The following is a 16039-nucleotide window of genomic DNA, read 5'->3' on the forward strand; positions in this document are numbered from 1 at the left end:
TTTATATATTCTTTTATATTTGTTTTGAGTAGCGATCGATTTAACTCAGCAGAGTTTTTCATCTCGATGTATTCTATAGTGTTCAATTTTATTTTTAATTTATCTAGCCTCTAAGTGATTGTCAGGTTGGGTACGAATATGGTTACTAGTACGACGAAAATTTTGGCGTAGTGACTGTTAGGGAACAGCCATGCGGCCTTTTGGGACTAAATTTTGGAACACACTCGCTTTGATGCTAGTAGCTGGCATCGGGTTGATCGACTATAAAACCGGCCCTGATTATGGCGTTGAGCTATTTTATTTAGTGCCCGTAGTAGCTTGCGGTATTCGTTTTGGCGCCAAGTCATCTATCACAATGGCATTGGCTGCCAGCATTTCTTGGTTGTTGGCAGATGTAGCTGGACACAACGATAATAATGATTACCTATGTATTTCGCTTTGGAACTTTTCTACTGGTCTGATTCTTTTTGTATCAGTTGGCGTACTTACTGCTAGATTACGTAGTAGTCGAGAAACCCTAACCTCATTAAACGAGCGATTGCAACGGTTGCTTGCGGATGAGGCTACTTTAGCGAGAACGGATCCCTTAACTGGATTGCAAAATCGCCGTGGTTTTCGTGAAGCAGTAGAATTAGAAATTGCGCGCGCACATCGGCAAATTCGTCCAATGTGTTTAGCCTATATAGATATTGATAATTTTAAGAATATTAATGATCGTCATGGTCATGCTGTGGGTGATGAATTACTTGCTCAAATTGCTACGGCTCTGCGTGAAACTATACGTGCTGGTGACCTACCAGCTCGTCTTGGCGGTGATGAGTTTGGTATATTATTTATTGGTTTGTCATTAACTGACTCACAAAATATTGCAGAACGAATACTAGAACATATACGTGAATTGGCGCAGCGCTTTCCTGATTGTGGTCTTGGTGCCAGCATTGGTTTAGCTTATTTTGATAACCCTCCTGATTTTCCTGATGACTTACTAGTGCCAGCGGATACTGCAATGTATCAAGCTAAAGATAATGGTAAGGCACAAGTTGTAGTATGGCAGAGTACACATGCGGCTAAATCAGTTACTTATCAACGGGCTAGTTCTCGTAACCTCGATTAGGGGGCCCTCCAAAATTGTTATGATATGATGTACTATCGGCGTTCACGACTGCGTCCATGTTCACGTCTAATTAGGCGTCCAACAGCATCATAACCTGCCGGCCCGTTTTTAGCGGCCTCAGGATCATTAATACAATATCCAATATAATCTTGAATGATATCAGTAAGTTTTATCCAAACACTGGGATCGGCATGCAGAGGTGTTAATACTCCAGCAATATCAGCAACCAAATGACCACTTTGGGTGAATTCAATTAAACCAGCGCGCAGTAATTCTTGTTTGCGCGCATTTATTACGCCAAAAAGATTACGTGAGCGCATATGCGTTCCATAAAAAAGCAAAACTAGAGCTCGATAACCTCGGGCATTTTTAACAAAATCACGTAATGATTCTAATTCGTGCAAGAAATTTTCTATGCGCTCAATATCGTGACCAGTGCGCATACGAAAACCTGATTCACTATCAAATATTGGATAGCCAGGCACCCCTCCTAAAAACGTTTCAAGCGCGCGTTCGAAACGTTGACGCATTGTGGCATCATCAATATCAAGATCAGGTAGTTCTTCAGTAAAGTCGACATCAGAAAGTAAAGACAAAGTTCGTACTGGTTCATTTTCGGCATTATCGTCAATTGAATCACTAAAACGCTCATCAAGTTCATCGAGTTGAGTACGACATAGGTCCCATATGTAGCTAAGATAGGGATCTCCCTGAGTAAGTTGGTTAACCAGTTCGGTATTTTTTGCGGTTATACGCAGTGTGTCAGTCAGAAAAGTAAAATCACGCTGTGCAGAAATATCTCCTTGGCGAGCCAAGTCAAAACAGATTAAAGAGCTAGCAAATTGTGCGCGTTCACCACTACGTTGTCGTAGTATATCTAAATATAGGCGTAATCTATTTAAGTGCTGTTTGCGTTGCTGCAGCGCGTAGCACAATGCTAAAATATCATCGACTGCTAGTCCTGATATTTCGCGTCTTAACTGTTCTTCTGCCGATATGGTGGCAATCATCGCTTAGTATCTTAGCTTAACAAAAGGCTATGAGTCGCCACAAGTTTATAGTTGTTTTACCTAAAAGATGCCAATTTCTTGCTAGATTTTTCAACCGTTCTAAACTGGGGGTCTATCACTATATAAAATTGAGGTGATAGTGCGAGAAGGAGCCCACAAAACGTGGCACGCAAACTATGTTTAGGAATAGATATTGGCGCCAGCGCAGTAAAGCTTTGTCTGCTTGCACGCTCAAAACGAACTTATATGCTTGAGCGTTTTGGTATTGTACCTTTGCCATCTGAGACCATTGTCGATGGCGCGCTAATGAATTCAGCTAGAGTAGTTGAGGCGATTACCGAATTAATATCAGCTCATCGTATTAAAGTTAAACAGGCAGCGATTGCAATTTCGGGCCATTCAGTAATCATAAAAAAAATTCCCTTGCCGCAAATGACCAGAGAAGAGCTTGAAGATCAAATTCAATGGGAAGCTGAGCAATTTATTCCATTTGATATAAATGACGTGAATCTTGATGTGCAGATCGTTAATCAAGAAAGTTCGCAAAAAGGCCATATGGATGTGGTCTTGGTAGCGGCTAAAAAAGATTATGTTAATGAGTATACTTCAGTAGTTATTGAAGCAGGTCTTGAGCCAGTAATTTGCGACATTGATGCATTTGCAGTGCAAAATATGTTTGAAGCTAATTATGAAATGCAGCCAGAAAAAACCTATGCTTTGGTGAATATTGGTGCAGCAAAAACCAATATCAATATTGTGGCACGTGGTATTTCAACCTTCACTCGTGATTTAACGGTTGGGGGTAATACCTTTACCGAAGAGATTCAAAAGCAACTGTCAGTCAGCCGTGAAGAAGCTGAAGCGTTAAAGATAGGCAGTGGGGCAGAAAAAACAAATAACGTTGATATGGTTGTACCACAAGAAGTTGATCGAGCTATACGCTCAATTGCTGAGTCGGTAACCACTGAAATTCAACGTTCAATCGATTTTTATGTTGCCACTAGTGCTGATCCAGCACCAGCAGCAATTTACATTTCTGGTGGTTCAGCTCGTTTAAGTATCTTGATTAAAGCTATTGAAGAACGCATGGGGATACCGATTATTGTCGCCGATCCTTTCCGTCAAATAGTGATTGCAGATGGAGATCGTGAATACACCCGTTTAATGGGGCCAACTGCGGCGGTAGCTGTTGGTTTAGCTTTACGTTTTCCAGGAGACTCATAAGTTATGATGCGCATCAATCTACTTCCGGTGCGCGCAGCGCGGCGCCAAGTTTCAGCACGTCAAGAGCTGCTGATTATGTCGGGTACTTTGGTGGTGATTATTGCCGGCTTGTTTGCTTGGTGGACGGTAGAGACTGCCAAAATTAGTGACATGCAAGAACGAGTGGATACGGTACGCGCTGAGATGGAGACGGTGAAGAAAGACGTAATAAGGGTTCAAGAATTTAAAACAAAAGCAGAATTACTTGAACGCAAACTTAAGGTAATTGAAGAATTAAAATTAAAAAAAATTGGTCCGGCAAAAATGCTCGATGACCTTGCAGCGATTCTTACTGATGAACGTAAAGTGTGGCTGACCAAACTGGTTGAGAAAGATGGGACCATGACCCTCGAAGGAGGGGCGATGGAGGAACAAAATATTTCAGAATTTCAAATTGCCTTAACTAAAAGGTCAAAGATTTTTTCACAAGTGCGGCTGAATGTAGTAACCGCGCAAAAGATAAACGGTGTGCCATATCTTACGTGGATTATGGTTTGTAAAGCCAACTACGCGGCGGGATGACTTATGGAAGATTTTCTCGTTCGCTATGCCAAAATACCAATTCGACAACGTATTGGCGTATTTGCGCTTATTACATTGTTAATATTAGTTGGACATTGGTACTTTATTTATTCTGGTCAGTCGCAAAAATATGAAGCGCTACAACAGCAATACACCCAATTAGAAACTGAGCGTGCTGAGAAACAAGCGTATGTCGAAAATTTACAAAGATATGAGGCTCGACTGCAGGAACTACAACAAAGCCTAAATACCGCGCGTTCGCAATTACCTGATGATCCTGATGTACCGCAATTGCTGGCGCAAATTGGCAGCAAAGCTAAACAAGCTGGCTTAGAGATTGATCGTTTCGCTCCTACAGGGGAGCAGCCTAAAGATTTTTATGCGGAGATTCTATTTGATGTAAAAATTCATGGTTCTTTTCATGAGATTGGCACTTTTATAGATTCGATGGGAAAACTCGATCGTATATTAAATGTAAGCAATTTATCGCTGATTAATCCGCGCACGATTAATCAAAAAATAATACTTGAGAGTACTTTTATGATAAAAACCTATCGATTTCTTGATAAGGTTGCGCCGGGGGAGGGTAAATGAAAGTTAATAGTAGCTACTTATCATTTAGCGTAGCAATACTTAGTTGCTGGTCAGTTTTATTATTAGCTAGCTGTAGTGAAGAACCACAAAAAGCTGCTAATGTGACAACTGCTAAACAAGCGCCAAAAGTTACAACGCTGCTACAAACAACTGTAGAACAAAAACAGCCATATTCCTATTCACCGGTTGGAAAACGTGATCCATTTTATTCTTATCTTGCTGAAATGGAAGCGTCATCACGTGGTGCAATACAGCGCCATCGAGAACCAACTGAAAGCTTTGAGCTCGATCAATATCGTTTAACCGGAGTAGTTACCGGCACATCACAACCTAGAGCTATGGTCGAAGATCCTGAAGGTAAGGGACATGCAATTAAAATTGGCACACGTTTAGGCAAACGTGGCGGAATTGTAACTCGGGTAAGTAATGACGGAATTATTGTTACTGAAGAATTTCTTACACCTACTGGTGATAAAGTACGTGTCCCCATAACTATTAAGCTACCGCAGCCAGAGCTTAATATTGGAAGGGATCGTTAATGTTACTGATGAGGAGAGTTGCTATGGCGATGCGCAGCAAGACAACTGTCGCCGTATTTTTAAAGGGTTGTGCTAAACTATTTAACGAATTCTTCACTACGAAATCGCAAGTCTGTAAAGTTAAGCAAAAACCAAATGCATGCAACTTAGGTTTGCGCCGGATTAACTGTGCGATGTTTCTCAGTATATTAATTATAATTATATCTATCAGTATAAATAATGTTAATGCTGCAACCCGTAACGAATTATTAGACATTAAAATTGAGAAGCAAGAGGCTGGTAGATTAATTCGTATTCAAACAGAAACTGCTCCAATTTTTACAGTATTTCGTTTGATTGATCCTATGAGGATTGTTGTTGATATTTCTGGTGGCAGTATTGCCAAAATAAAAGGACCGATTGATGTTGAAGATGGTATTGTAAGTCAAATTGCCACCCGACAATTTAACGCTAACGGTCTTTATATTGCACGAGTTATTATTGGTTTCGATTCTGATGTACCATATCAGGTCGTCGCTGATGGTAATGCAGTTTTAGTAACTACTGGTGCAGCAATCAAAGATACTAAGCAACCAATCGCCACACCTGTTGAAGATCAATCAAACAGAGGTCTACTAAGTAAAGAAACTGATAGTAGTGGTGAAATAGATCAAAATCAGAATAACAGCGGACATAAATCAGATACCTCTAATACTAAACAAGAGGTTGCTCATGTTGAAATAGCATCCATAAATACAAAACATGAACAAGTAAAAACCAACGCAGAAATTAAAGACATTAAAGTAACTAAGCAAGACGAAAAGGCTGAAGTAAAAAGCAAAAAAGAAACTGATGAAAAACAGATTATAGTTACTAAAAATGAAACAACTAATACCAAGGTAAAAGACAAATCAGCAACTTTTTCTCAAAAAAGCGATAAGAAACTTAATAGTAATGCAAAAATATTACGTTGTTCAGGTGTATCAGTAAGCCAAGCTGCCGGTGGCACCATACTTATTAGTTTAAACGGCGAACCTATATTTAAACAACAACATATAGATAATCCCCCACGTTTGGTTATTGATTTGCCTAACACCAAACGTAATACGCGACGTACTACTTATAAGGTTAATGTTCCTTGGGCAAAACGAGTACGTTTGGGTGATCATAACACTACCACCCGCGTAGTTATTGATCTTAACCGTTTTGAAATTGAACCTAAGATAAAGGTCAATAGTAAAGGGCTGTCGGTTAGTATTAGTGCAAGAACTTCAGAGAAGAACACCGCAAGCGTTAAGAACGCCACCGCGGTTTTACCTATCACTAAAACTCATATTGCAAAAGTGCAAGATGTTAGTTTTGAACGTCAAGGTAATAAAGCGCGTATCGTAATAAAATTATCTTCAATCCCAACAGTGATGGTTGATGATCGCTCACGTAGAAATTGGGTAATGCAACTACGCGATACTACATTACCTAAAAAACTCGAACGCAGTCTTGATACTTTAGCATATGCTACGACGGTAAAGATGGTTTCAACTTTTCAATCTTCGCAAGACCCACCAATGGTAAATATTGTTGCCAATCTTCAAGGCGGCAGTCAGGCCTCACAAAAGCTATCTCAGCATGGCAAAACCATAGTTTGGGAAATTGAAGGGCAAGATAGCAAAACAGTTGCTACTAGTGCGACTCCACAAACCGCAGCATTTGCAGCAGGAGCAACAACTTTAGCTAATAGTATGCCAAAACAATCGCATAAACGGGTAAATATGCGACTTAAGGATGCTGATCTAGTAAATGTAATTAGATTTATCGCCGATGTTACCGGAGAAAACATTATAGTTTCTGAGGCGGTTAAAGGCAAGGTAACAGTTAATTTACGCAATGTCCCTTGGGAACAGGCACTTGATACAATTTTAAAATCACGTGGTTTTGATAAAGTGAGACATAATAACATTATAAGAATTTCAACAGCCGCTGAAATTCAACAAGAACGTGAACGTGATATTGCCAAACGTAAAGTTTTAATTGAAACCGGTGAAACAGTTATTCGTATGATTACGATTAACTATGCCATTGCCAAAGAACTGCTTGAAAAACTAAAACCCATGCTTTCACCACGTGGTTCTATTCAAGTTGATGATCGTACCAATACCATTGTAGTTGAAGACCTACGTGACAACATTAAACGCATAGTAAGTCTTGCCCGTCGTTTAGATCGACAAACACCACAAGTTCTTATTGAGGCGCGAATTGTCGAAGCCTCAAGCAATTATATTCAAGAGCTTGGAATTCAGTGGGGAGGTACTGGGCAAGCTTCTTCTCAATATGGCAATTCTACTGGTTTGACGTTTCCTGGTGAAGTTATTGCTTCGGGTGCGGCAGATGATCAACAGACAGTAAATACTGGGACAATTAATCCGGGTCGCTTTGCGGTTAATTTACCAGCCGCAATCGGCGCAGGCTCTGGTGGTGGTCTCGGATTTATTTTTGGTTCTGCCGGCGGTGGGCAATTGTTAAGTTTGCGTCTTTCAGCGCTAGAAACTAATGGCACAGGTCGAATTATTAGTTCACCTAGAATCGCGACGCTTGATAATCGTACTGCTAAAATTGCACAGGGTGTTGACATTCCGATAAGTACGACATCGGCTGCTGGTACCAATACGAGATTTATTCCGGCAAATCTCGAACTCGAAGTTACTCCTCATGTAACTAATGACGGCACCGTATTATTAAGGCTTAAAACTTCAAAAAATGAACCTGATTTTGCCAACCGGGGCGCCAGCGGTGATCCAACTATTGTTAAAAAATCAGCAGAAACTGAAGTTATGGTGCGCGATGGCGATACTGCCGTCATTGGCGGTATCTATACGCGCAATACTTCTGAGACATATGCAGAAGTACCATTTTTTAGCAAAATACCAATAATTGGTTGGCTATTTAAGAAAAAACGCAATGAAGATCGACGTGCGGAGTTGCTGGTTTTTATTACACCACGTATTGTCAATCGCGAGTCAGCTTTGATTAGTGATGCTGCAGCTACGATAAGTAGTACGCCAGAAGCACCAGCGATTTCAGCACCAGGTGAGTCGGTAGGCAGCGGCAATACTAGCCCAGCTACAGAGTCACCATCTTCAGAGGGCATGTAACCATATGGTTACGATAGCTCTGTATTTTTAGGAGTATTATGTTGCGTTTGTTAACAGCAGGAGAGTCACACGGGCCCGGGCAAACTGTAATTATTGAGGGTTTGCCTGCGGGTCTTGAAATTAATAGTGAAGAAATAAACCGCGATTTAGCTCGACGCCAAAAAGGATACGGTCGCGGTGAACGTATGAAGATCGAGACCGATAAAGCAGTTATTCGATCTGGTGTTCGCTTAGGTCGTACAATGGGCACGCCTTTGGCTTTTACCATTGATAACCATGATTATATCAATTGGGAAAAATCAATGTCTCCTCAGCCACCAGCGCCTGATGCAGAAGTGCCAGATATTTCTTTAGTGCGACCGCGCCCTGGACATGCTGATCTTGCTGGGGCGTTAAAGTTTCAGCAAAAAGATGTGCGTAATATTTTAGAACGTACCAGTGCAAGACATACAGCAGCACGAGTGGCTGTCGGTAGCATTGCCAAAGCAATTTTATCTACGCATGGCATTGATGTATTAGGACATGTATTAGCTATTGGTTCGGTAAACGCTAATCCGGATACCGCTGATCTGGCAAATTTACGTAAAGTTTGTGAAGCTTCACAAGTACGATGTGCTGACGATGGCGCTAGTCAGGAGATGATGAAGCTGATCGACAGTACCATCAGTCAAGGCGATTCTTTAGGTGGACGCGTTGAAGTCATTGCCACTGGTGTACCTCCAGGACTTGGGCATTTTGCTGAATGGGATCGACGTTTAGATGCGCGTCTGGCACAAACGGTGATGAGTATACCAGCTATAAAAGCCTTTGAGATCGGCGATGGTTTTCTTGTTGGCACTATACCAGGCTCACAGGCACATGATGAAATTATTTATGACTTTGAAACAAAACGTTATCGACATACTACTAATCACTCTGGTGGTATTGAAGGTGGCCTATCAAATGGTGAGCGCATTATTGTTCGTGCAGTGATGAAGCCAATTCCGACGCTGGCTCGGCCCCTAAAATCTGTAGATTTAGTGACTCATGAAGTAGTTGATGCAGGAAAGGAGCGCACTGACTCGGTTGCGGTACCTGCATGCGCGGTTGTTTGTGAAGCAGCAGTAGCATGGGTGATAGCGACAGCATTTCTTGAGCGTTTTGGGGGGGATACTATTGAAGAAGTCACTGCAAGTTACCAGCGCTATCTTACTGGATTGGATCAACTATAATTATGGTGCGAGTTCGCAAAGATAACAGCGGTGAGCGGCGACACGTAGCCATCGTTGGTTTTGCGGGCTCTGGCAAGACGACCATTGGTCAAACTATAGCTAAGCGTTTAGGTGCTACATTTATTGATCTTGATGCGGTTATTAGTAAATCGGCAAACCGTTCTATCACTGAAATTTTTCGTGAGCATGGCGAGGTTGGTTTTCGCGCTTATGAACGAGCGGCATTACGTGAAGTGTTAGAAAAAAACACACCAACTGTTATAGCAACCGGTGGCAGTACTTTTGTTGATGCTTCGATGCGTGGTTGGGTGCAGGCGGTTGCTCGTACGATTTATTTAAAAGCTAGTCCAGAAGTAATATTAACTCGTATAGGTGCTGGCTCAGGTAGTGGTAGAATGATAAGACCAATACTCTCAGGCTCAAATCCTTTAGCCACTATAAAAAGATTGCTAAACGAATGTTATCTCGCCTACGAGCAAAGTGATATTGTCATAAATACTGATAATGCTGGATGTGAAGAAGTAGCCGCTGAAATTTTGGCGGCCTTAGAACGTCGTGAGCGATTACCAAAGCATGATAATCGATTTGAAGCAAAAGTGATGGTCAGTAAAAGGGGTGATTCGCAGCAAGGTAAAATTAAGGAAGCAAAGATGTTAGAGAATAAAGATGAATCTATTGATGAAATAGTAGCCGTTTCAGGACAAAACCCTGATGGTACGGCTTTACTACGAGTTCATACGACAACGGGCAGTTATCCAGTAGAATTAAGGCATGATGCAGGGCTATGGATTGCGCAGGCGATTGCAGTAGTTGCAGAAGGTACCCGCATAGCCATTATTTCTGATGATACTGTAGCTAAATTACATTCCCAAGCTTTACGTGACAGCTTAGCCGCACAAAATAAGCAAGTAACTTTACATACATTTCTGCCAGGCGAAACTTCAAAAACCTTGGATACCGCAGGTTTGCTTTATGATGAACTACTTACAGCAGGATTAACTCGAAGTGATGCGGTAGTGGCGTTAGGTGGAGGTGTAGTTGGTGATGTAGCTGGTTTTGTCGCATCAACTTTTTTGCGTGGCATTGCGGTAATTCAAGTGCCAACGACAACACTGGCTGCAGTTGATTCAAGCGTTGGTGGTAAAACTGCAGTAAATACTCCACGAGGTAAGAATTTAGTTGGTACCTTTTATCCACCGCGTGCAGTGTTAGTTGCAGCAACACATTTAGCAACACAGCAATTACGACAACATGTTGCCGGTATTGTTGAAGCCGTAAAAATGGCGGCCACGCTTGATCGTGAGGTTTTTCAAGCTTTAACAAATGAGGCCCCGGCATTGCTTGCTTTTGAACCAAAATCATTAGCACGAAATATTGCTCGTGCTATTACTTTAAAGGCAGGAGTAGTTACGCGTGATGAACATGAACATGGTGAGCGTGCTGTGCTAAACTATGGTCATACTATTGGTCATGCTATTGAAGTAGGTGAATCGTATCGCTTCTTGCATGGAGAGGCTGTGGCGCTCGGGATGATTGCAGAAGCAGAATGGGCAGAAGACACAGGGATTGCCAGCGATGTTGTAGCGCCACTAACAAAAGTTTTAAAAAGTTTGGGTGCGCCAACTGATTGGCGTCAAGCAACTATTGATCTAGCGGCTATGGGTCTTGATAAAAAACGCCAAGGTTCAACGGTAAAGTTGCCTATTGTAACAACTATTGGGTCATATAAATTTTCTTCGGTGCAACTTGATGACTTAGTATCTTTTATTAAGAGCAGGAGCGGCTAAAATGCTACGACAGCTAGCATTGTTTGGAGTTTTTGCATTGAGTGCTTGCGGTGCCGAGAAAGGTGCGTCTTTGCAAATACTTGATTCGCCAGCACCTAATGATAGTTGTGAATTTAGCGCGGATACAACCTATTATCTGCCCTCTGGATTTTATGACCCTCATGGATATGGCGGGTTTTCTCAGGGTGCTTATTCTTTTACCATGCGTTTGGTTAATAATATGATAACGCCGAGCGAAGATCCCGCTACCCTTTTTGATCGTGACGTACGTTCATCAACTAATGATGTTAATATTATTGGTTTTAATATGTGTTGGGATTTAGCAAGCAATTATGAAAGATATGGTAGTGCCAATAATGGTACCCCATTTAAATGTAATGAATTGCCTCAAGACCAAAAATCATTTATTGCCAGTGCCGCTAATATTGCAGCGGGTGGTGGAAAACTCGCAGTTACTGTTTTGGTATTGGATCTCGAGGCGTTGCAAGCGCCCGGCATTTATGGCTCTGGTTTTTTCCCTGCTGCAATTGCTGAAGCGCCAAAACAAACTACCTCAACAAATCAATTACCTTTCAGTCTGCCTTTAACTGTAAGTACCAATTATTGGGGAGATTTTCCTTTAACTGGTTCTGATCGAATTTTATTATTGACGCAAGCAATTGGCAAAAACCAAAGTGGTGATCCCGTTTCTTCAAATTGGTTTTTATTTCCTGTTGATATTTGTGTTGGGTGTATAATTAATGACTGTGGTGCTTCACCTACTTATGTTAACGATTGTGGTGATGGTACATCAGCTTATGAAGGAAGTGTTATTGATTTGACAAATTCTTGTTTGCCTGCTCAACGAGTGAAAACACCAAAATGTGTTAAAATTGAATGCTCAACATAGTTTTAATCTATGCTATATTAGCTTGACTCTATTTTTTACTAGTTTTACCCAAGGAAAACGTGGCTGAATTAACTTGGAATACTGTAACTATGGCTGAGCTTCATTATAAGCAAGGTCATATCGAACAAGCATTGGAAATCTATCGTGAAGTTCTATCTCGTGAACCAAACAATGCCAACGTACAAGCTCGTATAAGCGAACTTACTAGTATATTGGCCCCAGATAGAGGAGCAAGCATGGGTTTTCGTGAACATATTCAACATATTGTCGATGCAACCCCTGGCGCCGTAGCTTGCACTATTATGGGGTTTGACGGTATTGCCATCGATACCTATCAAGTTGGTGGTATTGAAATCGACCTACCGACGTTGTTGGTTGAGTATTCATCGGCAACTCAGCAATTACGTCACAATAGCACGCAATCTTTCACCGGGCCGCTTGTAGAAATGCTGATTCGCGGTGAGTTAATGACGACAGTATTTCGGCTTTTAACAGATGAATATTTTTTGGCGGTTGTGCTTAAACCATCGGCGTTAATTGGCAAAGCGCGTTACCTTATGCGTTTGGCCAATGGTCCAATTGCTAAGGAACTTAGCTAAACATGGCGCCATCACGCCGCAACAATAATAGTAGACCTACGACCAAAAAACGGTGCCAAACACCCTTGAAAAAGTCACTGCGTATAGTCGTCATTCACGGGCCAAATCTCAATTTGCTTGGTGAACGAGAACCTGGGGTTTATGGCAGTACCACATTAGCAAAAATTGATGCTGAGTTAGTTAAAATTGCTAATGAATTATCTGTAGAGGTAAAAAGTATACAGTCAAATCATGAAGGAATTTTAATTGATGCTATTCACGCTTTGCGTGGTTGTTGTGATGGCATCATTATAAATGCTGGTGGTTTAACCCATACTTCAGTTGCCTTACGCGATGCGTTGGTTGCAGTGGCGATTCCGTTTATTGAAGTGCATGTTTCAAATATCTTTGCACGTGAATCATTTCGCGCCCATTCATATTTAAGTGATGTTGCAAAAGGAATTGCTTGTGGTTTTGGGCCGTTATCTTATGAATTAGGTTTGCGCGGTATAATAGCTATATTGCGTCGATAATACTGCAGTAGATGGTTTAACGCGTAGCAATAATATTTTTGGTGTGTACCTAAATGTCTCCCGTCGATCTTCACAAAATCCGCTACTTGCAGCCCACGTGCTTATAAAATCCTGCCTGCGACTTGCCAACAGCAAGCCTCGGCATGATTTTTTTGCGCGCGTGGCCCTTGTCACGCGGCTTTTGTGAATTTCTCGGTCCAACATTTAGGGACACCCCCTGAATAAATTTGTTTTTTTTTCACGAAGAGCTATCGACGGGCTAACCAAAGTTGTGGTAACAGCTTGAGCCGATTCGAACCAAAATTAGGAACCAAAATTAGGGACACCCCCTAACAATTATTAAAACTCAACTTGCCGTATTGAGTTGTTACAAGTTGTGACAGCAATACGTCCACAACTATTTAAGGAGTTGTATTACATGTATAATACTCAAGATTTTCGTAATGGTTTAAAGATTCTTTGGGAAGGTGAACCATACATTATTGTTGAATTTCAACATGTTAAGCCTGGTAAAGGCAATGCCTTCACTAGAACCAAAATTAAAAATCTTCTTACTGGCAGAGTATTAGAGCCTACACTTAAATCGGGTGAAAAAGTTGGTGTGCCTGATATTGAAGAAAAAGAAATGCAATATGCCTATCGTGATGGTGACCATTATTCATTTATGGATACCCAAACTTATGACCAGGTCTTAATTGATAAAGAAGCGCTTGCCGAAGCTGAAAAGTGGCTTTTAGAAAGTACCGTTTGTTCAATATTATTTTGGAACGGCAAAGCCATTGCAGTAACACCACCGACTTTTGTGGTGATGAAAATAACCTCATGCGAGCCAGGCGTTCGTGGCGATACTGCTACAAATGCCACAAAACCAGCCACAATGGAATCTGGTGCAGTGGTCAATGTTCCACTTTTTATTAATGAAGGCGAGTCGATTAAGATTGATACACGCACTGGTAGTTATGTTGAGCGTGCTTAAGTCTTCTTAATTTTTAAAGTATAATGCCTATTTTCTTTTAGGTGTCATATCCACATTGAGTATTACAACTTCACCAGCTTTTAATAATACATTTTTGTTTTGGGTTAGGTGTCCGCGACTGGTAATCGTAATATCATAGCGTCCCGCATGCAGTTCTACACTGAATGCCCCTGATTTATTGGCTATAATTCGTTTTTGGGTATCGTTGATGGTGATGACGCCACGAATTGGTTTACCAGTGGTAGCATCGATTAAGTTGCCTTTAAGTATTGCAGGCAAGTTTGCGCCCGTTGGTATCAAAGAAAAAGTAATTTGTTTAGTCGCATTTGCAGTATCTTTGGCAACAGTTTCTTCTGCAGGTTTATAGTCTTTGGCCTCGACCCGGATGCGAATAAGGCCGCCATCGACCGGAATTTGAGCAAGTACAAATTTGCCAGTTTTTTTATTAATTTTAATATCTTCCGCGGTAAAACCGGCCACCGTAACTTGGGCTTTTTTAATTGGTTTATCGGTAGATTTATCGATGATTGTACCAATGACTTTAAAGGTCGGCACTTTTTCGGGTTCAATGGTCATGTCCGTTTCTGGTTTTACACAATAACCATCACGACATTCTAATCCTGGCTCACACGAGGAATTGGGGCCACATGGTTTTGCGGTTGTTAAGCTAGAGGTGTTGGGATTTTTAAATAGTGACCAATTACCAGTGAAGCGAATAAAAGCTTCCCAAGGAGCAATACCCGGTACTCGATGATCACCTTGTGGGGCTCCAGCTAAACGCACATCACTGCCAATGGCCATTTCAATAAATGGAAGCTTTGCAAGGCGCATTTTAGCGCCAATTGTAGCACGGGCTGGATTAATGGCTGCAGATTTTGGCGCAGCATACGTACCGGAAAACTCTATAAAACCTCCAGTAAAAACATCTGGTGATATTGCAAGCGAACCCTGCACACCCAAGCCATATTCGATGACGTTTTTGCCATAAATACCAGCGGTAAATCGCTGCTGGGAAGGAACAATGCCATGAAACATTTTAGTTGTATTATCAATCACATATCCTAAATTGGCGGCAACTTCGAGAAAGGAGGCGATTTTATAAGAGGCAATAGCGCTAGTTTTAATCTTTGCGGCTTTAGCATTAAAACCTTTACCTCCTGAAGAGGTTGGCATCATTAATGAAACAAGCAGTCCGGTATCGAGGTCATGTGGAGCTTTATAACGTAAAATAGCACCAATTTCTGGATTGCCACGATAACTGGTATGTCTTGGAGTAAGGCTATCATTAGTGTTATCAGCTGCAACCCAGGTATTCCAAATTGAGAGAAAATCAAATGGTGTGAAATTAATTAGGGCGGTGCTTACCCAACGATGGTCATGATCATTAGCGAGAAAAAATTTATCAGTAGAAAAATATTCTCCAGTAAAACCTATTACTAATTCACCGGGTAAAACGATTTTGGCGCTAGAAATCCGATGCATTCCTGGTGCACCATTAAGAGCAATTCCCATAGCGTCAGGTAAATTAATAGAAGTAGTCGAAGCAATCTCATTGCCATATGCAATGCTACCATTAATCAAAAAAATAGCTGAAAATATAACCGCAAAATTACGCATTGATACCCCTAAGCCTGTCACTCACTTATCATGAAGTCAAACGAGTAAGATCATTTATTATGTAAGTAATGGTGTTGTTGGCTAAGCCGTCTTTGCTTATTACCCTGGTATAGTGTAAGGCAAGCTGGTTTTCACGTAACTAGGGACACCCCCTAACTAATTTTTAATTAAAAAGTAGCAACGAAAATATAATGTAACAATATTGTGATATTTACTCTGTTCACTATCATCATACTGAGGTAAGACGACGCCCTCGATGTATTTTAGCTTCGGAGGTT

General features: G+C 41.2%; 14 protein-coding genes. 12 read left to right on the top strand and 2 right to left on the bottom strand.

The genetic code is table 11. The features are described from left to right. Nucleotides 1-232: 232 nt before the first annotated feature. A complete protein-coding gene (locus tag JW841_15170) occupies nt 233-1114 on the top strand; it encodes a GGDEF domain-containing protein (GenBank protein ID MBN1962275.1) in 882 nt (293 codons plus the stop codon). A gap of 32 nt (nt 1115-1146) precedes the next feature. Here the strand turns inward: JW841_15170 and JW841_15175 are convergent, their stop codons facing one another. Further along, nucleotides 1147-2124, bottom strand: coding sequence for a hypothetical protein (locus JW841_15175; GenBank protein MBN1962276.1), 978 nt, complete (start codon nt 2122-2124; stop codon nt 1147-1149). 162 nt (nt 2125-2286) lie between these two features. On the opposite strand from JW841_15175, the gene pilM reads away from it, so the two are divergent. The 11 genes from pilM (at nt 2287) to efp (ending at nt 14144) form a co-directional block, all read left to right on the top strand. Then, nucleotides 2287-3348 carry a type IV pilus assembly protein PilM gene (gene pilM / locus JW841_15180; protein MBN1962277.1) on the top strand — a complete coding sequence of 354 codons (1062 nt, stop codon included), beginning with the start codon at nt 2287-2289 and terminating at the stop codon, nt 3346-3348. Nucleotides 3349-3351: 3 nt separating this feature from the next. Next, a complete protein-coding gene (locus tag JW841_15185; protein MBN1962278.1) occupies nt 3352-3909 on the top strand; it encodes a PilN domain-containing protein in 558 nt (185 codons plus the stop codon). A gap of 3 nt (nt 3910-3912) precedes the next feature. Then, nucleotides 3913-4503, top strand: coding sequence for a type 4a pilus biogenesis protein PilO (gene pilO / locus JW841_15190; GenBank protein MBN1962279.1), 591 nt, complete (start codon nt 3913-3915; stop codon nt 4501-4503). After that, nucleotides 4500-5042, top strand: coding sequence for a pilus assembly protein PilP (locus tag JW841_15195; protein MBN1962280.1), 543 nt, complete (start codon nt 4500-4502; stop codon nt 5040-5042). The genes pilO and JW841_15195 overlap by 4 nt, the downstream gene beginning before the upstream one ends. A 23-nt stretch (nt 5043-5065) precedes the next feature. Further along, complete coding sequence (gene pilQ / locus JW841_15200) at nt 5066-8170, top strand: type IV pilus secretin PilQ (protein ID MBN1962281.1); 3105 nt, start codon at nt 5066-5068, stop codon at nt 8168-8170. Nucleotides 8171-8208: 38 nt separating this feature from the next. After that, on the top strand, nt 8209-9381 hold the full coding sequence (aroC, locus tag JW841_15205) for a chorismate synthase (protein ID MBN1962282.1): 1173 nt from the start codon (nt 8209-8211) through the stop codon (nt 9379-9381). Nucleotides 9382-9383: 2 nt separating this feature from the next. Then, nucleotides 9384-11168: a 3-dehydroquinate synthase gene (gene aroB / locus JW841_15210; GenBank protein MBN1962283.1), complete on the top strand. Its 1785-nt coding sequence runs from the start codon at nt 9384-9386 to the stop codon at nt 11166-11168. A gap of 1 nt (nt 11169) precedes the next feature. After that, nucleotides 11170-12057, top strand: a complete 888-nt coding sequence (locus tag JW841_15215; protein ID MBN1962284.1) for a hypothetical protein — start codon at nt 11170-11172, stop codon at nt 12055-12057. 59 nt (nt 12058-12116) lie between these two features. Further along, nucleotides 12117-12656, top strand: coding sequence for a tetratricopeptide repeat protein (locus JW841_15220; protein ID MBN1962285.1), 540 nt, complete (start codon nt 12117-12119; stop codon nt 12654-12656). A 77-nt stretch (nt 12657-12733) separates the two neighbouring features. Continuing rightward, a complete protein-coding gene (gene aroQ, locus JW841_15225; GenBank protein MBN1962286.1) occupies nt 12734-13168 on the top strand; it encodes a type II 3-dehydroquinate dehydratase in 435 nt (144 codons plus the stop codon). Between the two features lie 418 nt (nt 13169-13586). Then, the gene (gene efp, locus JW841_15230) at nt 13587-14144 is read left to right on the top strand and encodes an elongation factor P (GenBank protein ID MBN1962287.1); all 558 of its coding nucleotides are present in this window, start codon (nt 13587-13589) and stop codon (nt 14142-14144) included. 27 nt (nt 14145-14171) lie between these two features. Here efp and JW841_15235 read toward each other — a convergent pair whose 3' ends face one another. After that, the gene (locus tag JW841_15235) at nt 14172-15761 is read right to left on the bottom strand and encodes a hypothetical protein (GenBank protein MBN1962288.1); all 1590 of its coding nucleotides are present in this window, start codon (nt 15759-15761) and stop codon (nt 14172-14174) included. Between the last annotated feature and the right edge of the window lie 278 nt (nt 15762-16039).

This window comes from Deltaproteobacteria bacterium (assembly GCA_016931625.1).
Classification (GTDB): Bacteria; Myxococcota; XYA12-FULL-58-9; order XYA12-FULL-58-9; family JAFGEK01; genus JAFGEK01.

Bases quoted from the DNA above. Each gene is read 5' to 3' on its own strand.
- JW841_15195 (MBN1962280.1), top strand. From the start codon at position 4,500: ATGAAAGTTAATAGTAGCTACTTATCATTTAGCGTAGCAATACTTAGT.
- aroC (MBN1962282.1), top strand. From the start codon at position 8,209: ATGTTGCGTTTGTTAACAGCAGGAGAGTCACACGGGCCCGGGCAAACT.
- pilO (MBN1962279.1), top strand. From the start codon at position 3,913: ATGGAAGATTTTCTCGTTCGCTATGCCAAAATACCAATTCGACAACGT.
- JW841_15235 (MBN1962288.1), bottom strand. From the start codon at position 15,761: ATGCGTAATTTTGCGGTTATATTTTCAGCTATTTTTTTGATTAATGGT.
- JW841_15215 (MBN1962284.1), top strand. From the start codon at position 11,170: ATGCTACGACAGCTAGCATTGTTTGGAGTTTTTGCATTGAGTGCTTGC.
- JW841_15185 (MBN1962278.1), top strand. From the start codon at position 3,352: ATGATGCGCATCAATCTACTTCCGGTGCGCGCAGCGCGGCGCCAAGTT.
- pilQ (MBN1962281.1), top strand. From the start codon at position 5,066: ATGGCGATGCGCAGCAAGACAACTGTCGCCGTATTTTTAAAGGGTTGT.
- JW841_15170 (MBN1962275.1), top strand. From the start codon at position 233: ATGCTAGTAGCTGGCATCGGGTTGATCGACTATAAAACCGGCCCTGAT.
- aroB (MBN1962283.1), top strand. From the start codon at position 9,384: ATGGTGCGAGTTCGCAAAGATAACAGCGGTGAGCGGCGACACGTAGCC.
- JW841_15175 (MBN1962276.1), bottom strand. From the start codon at position 2,124: ATGATTGCCACCATATCGGCAGAAGAACAGTTAAGACGCGAAATATCA.
- efp (MBN1962287.1), top strand. From the start codon at position 13,587: ATGTATAATACTCAAGATTTTCGTAATGGTTTAAAGATTCTTTGGGAA.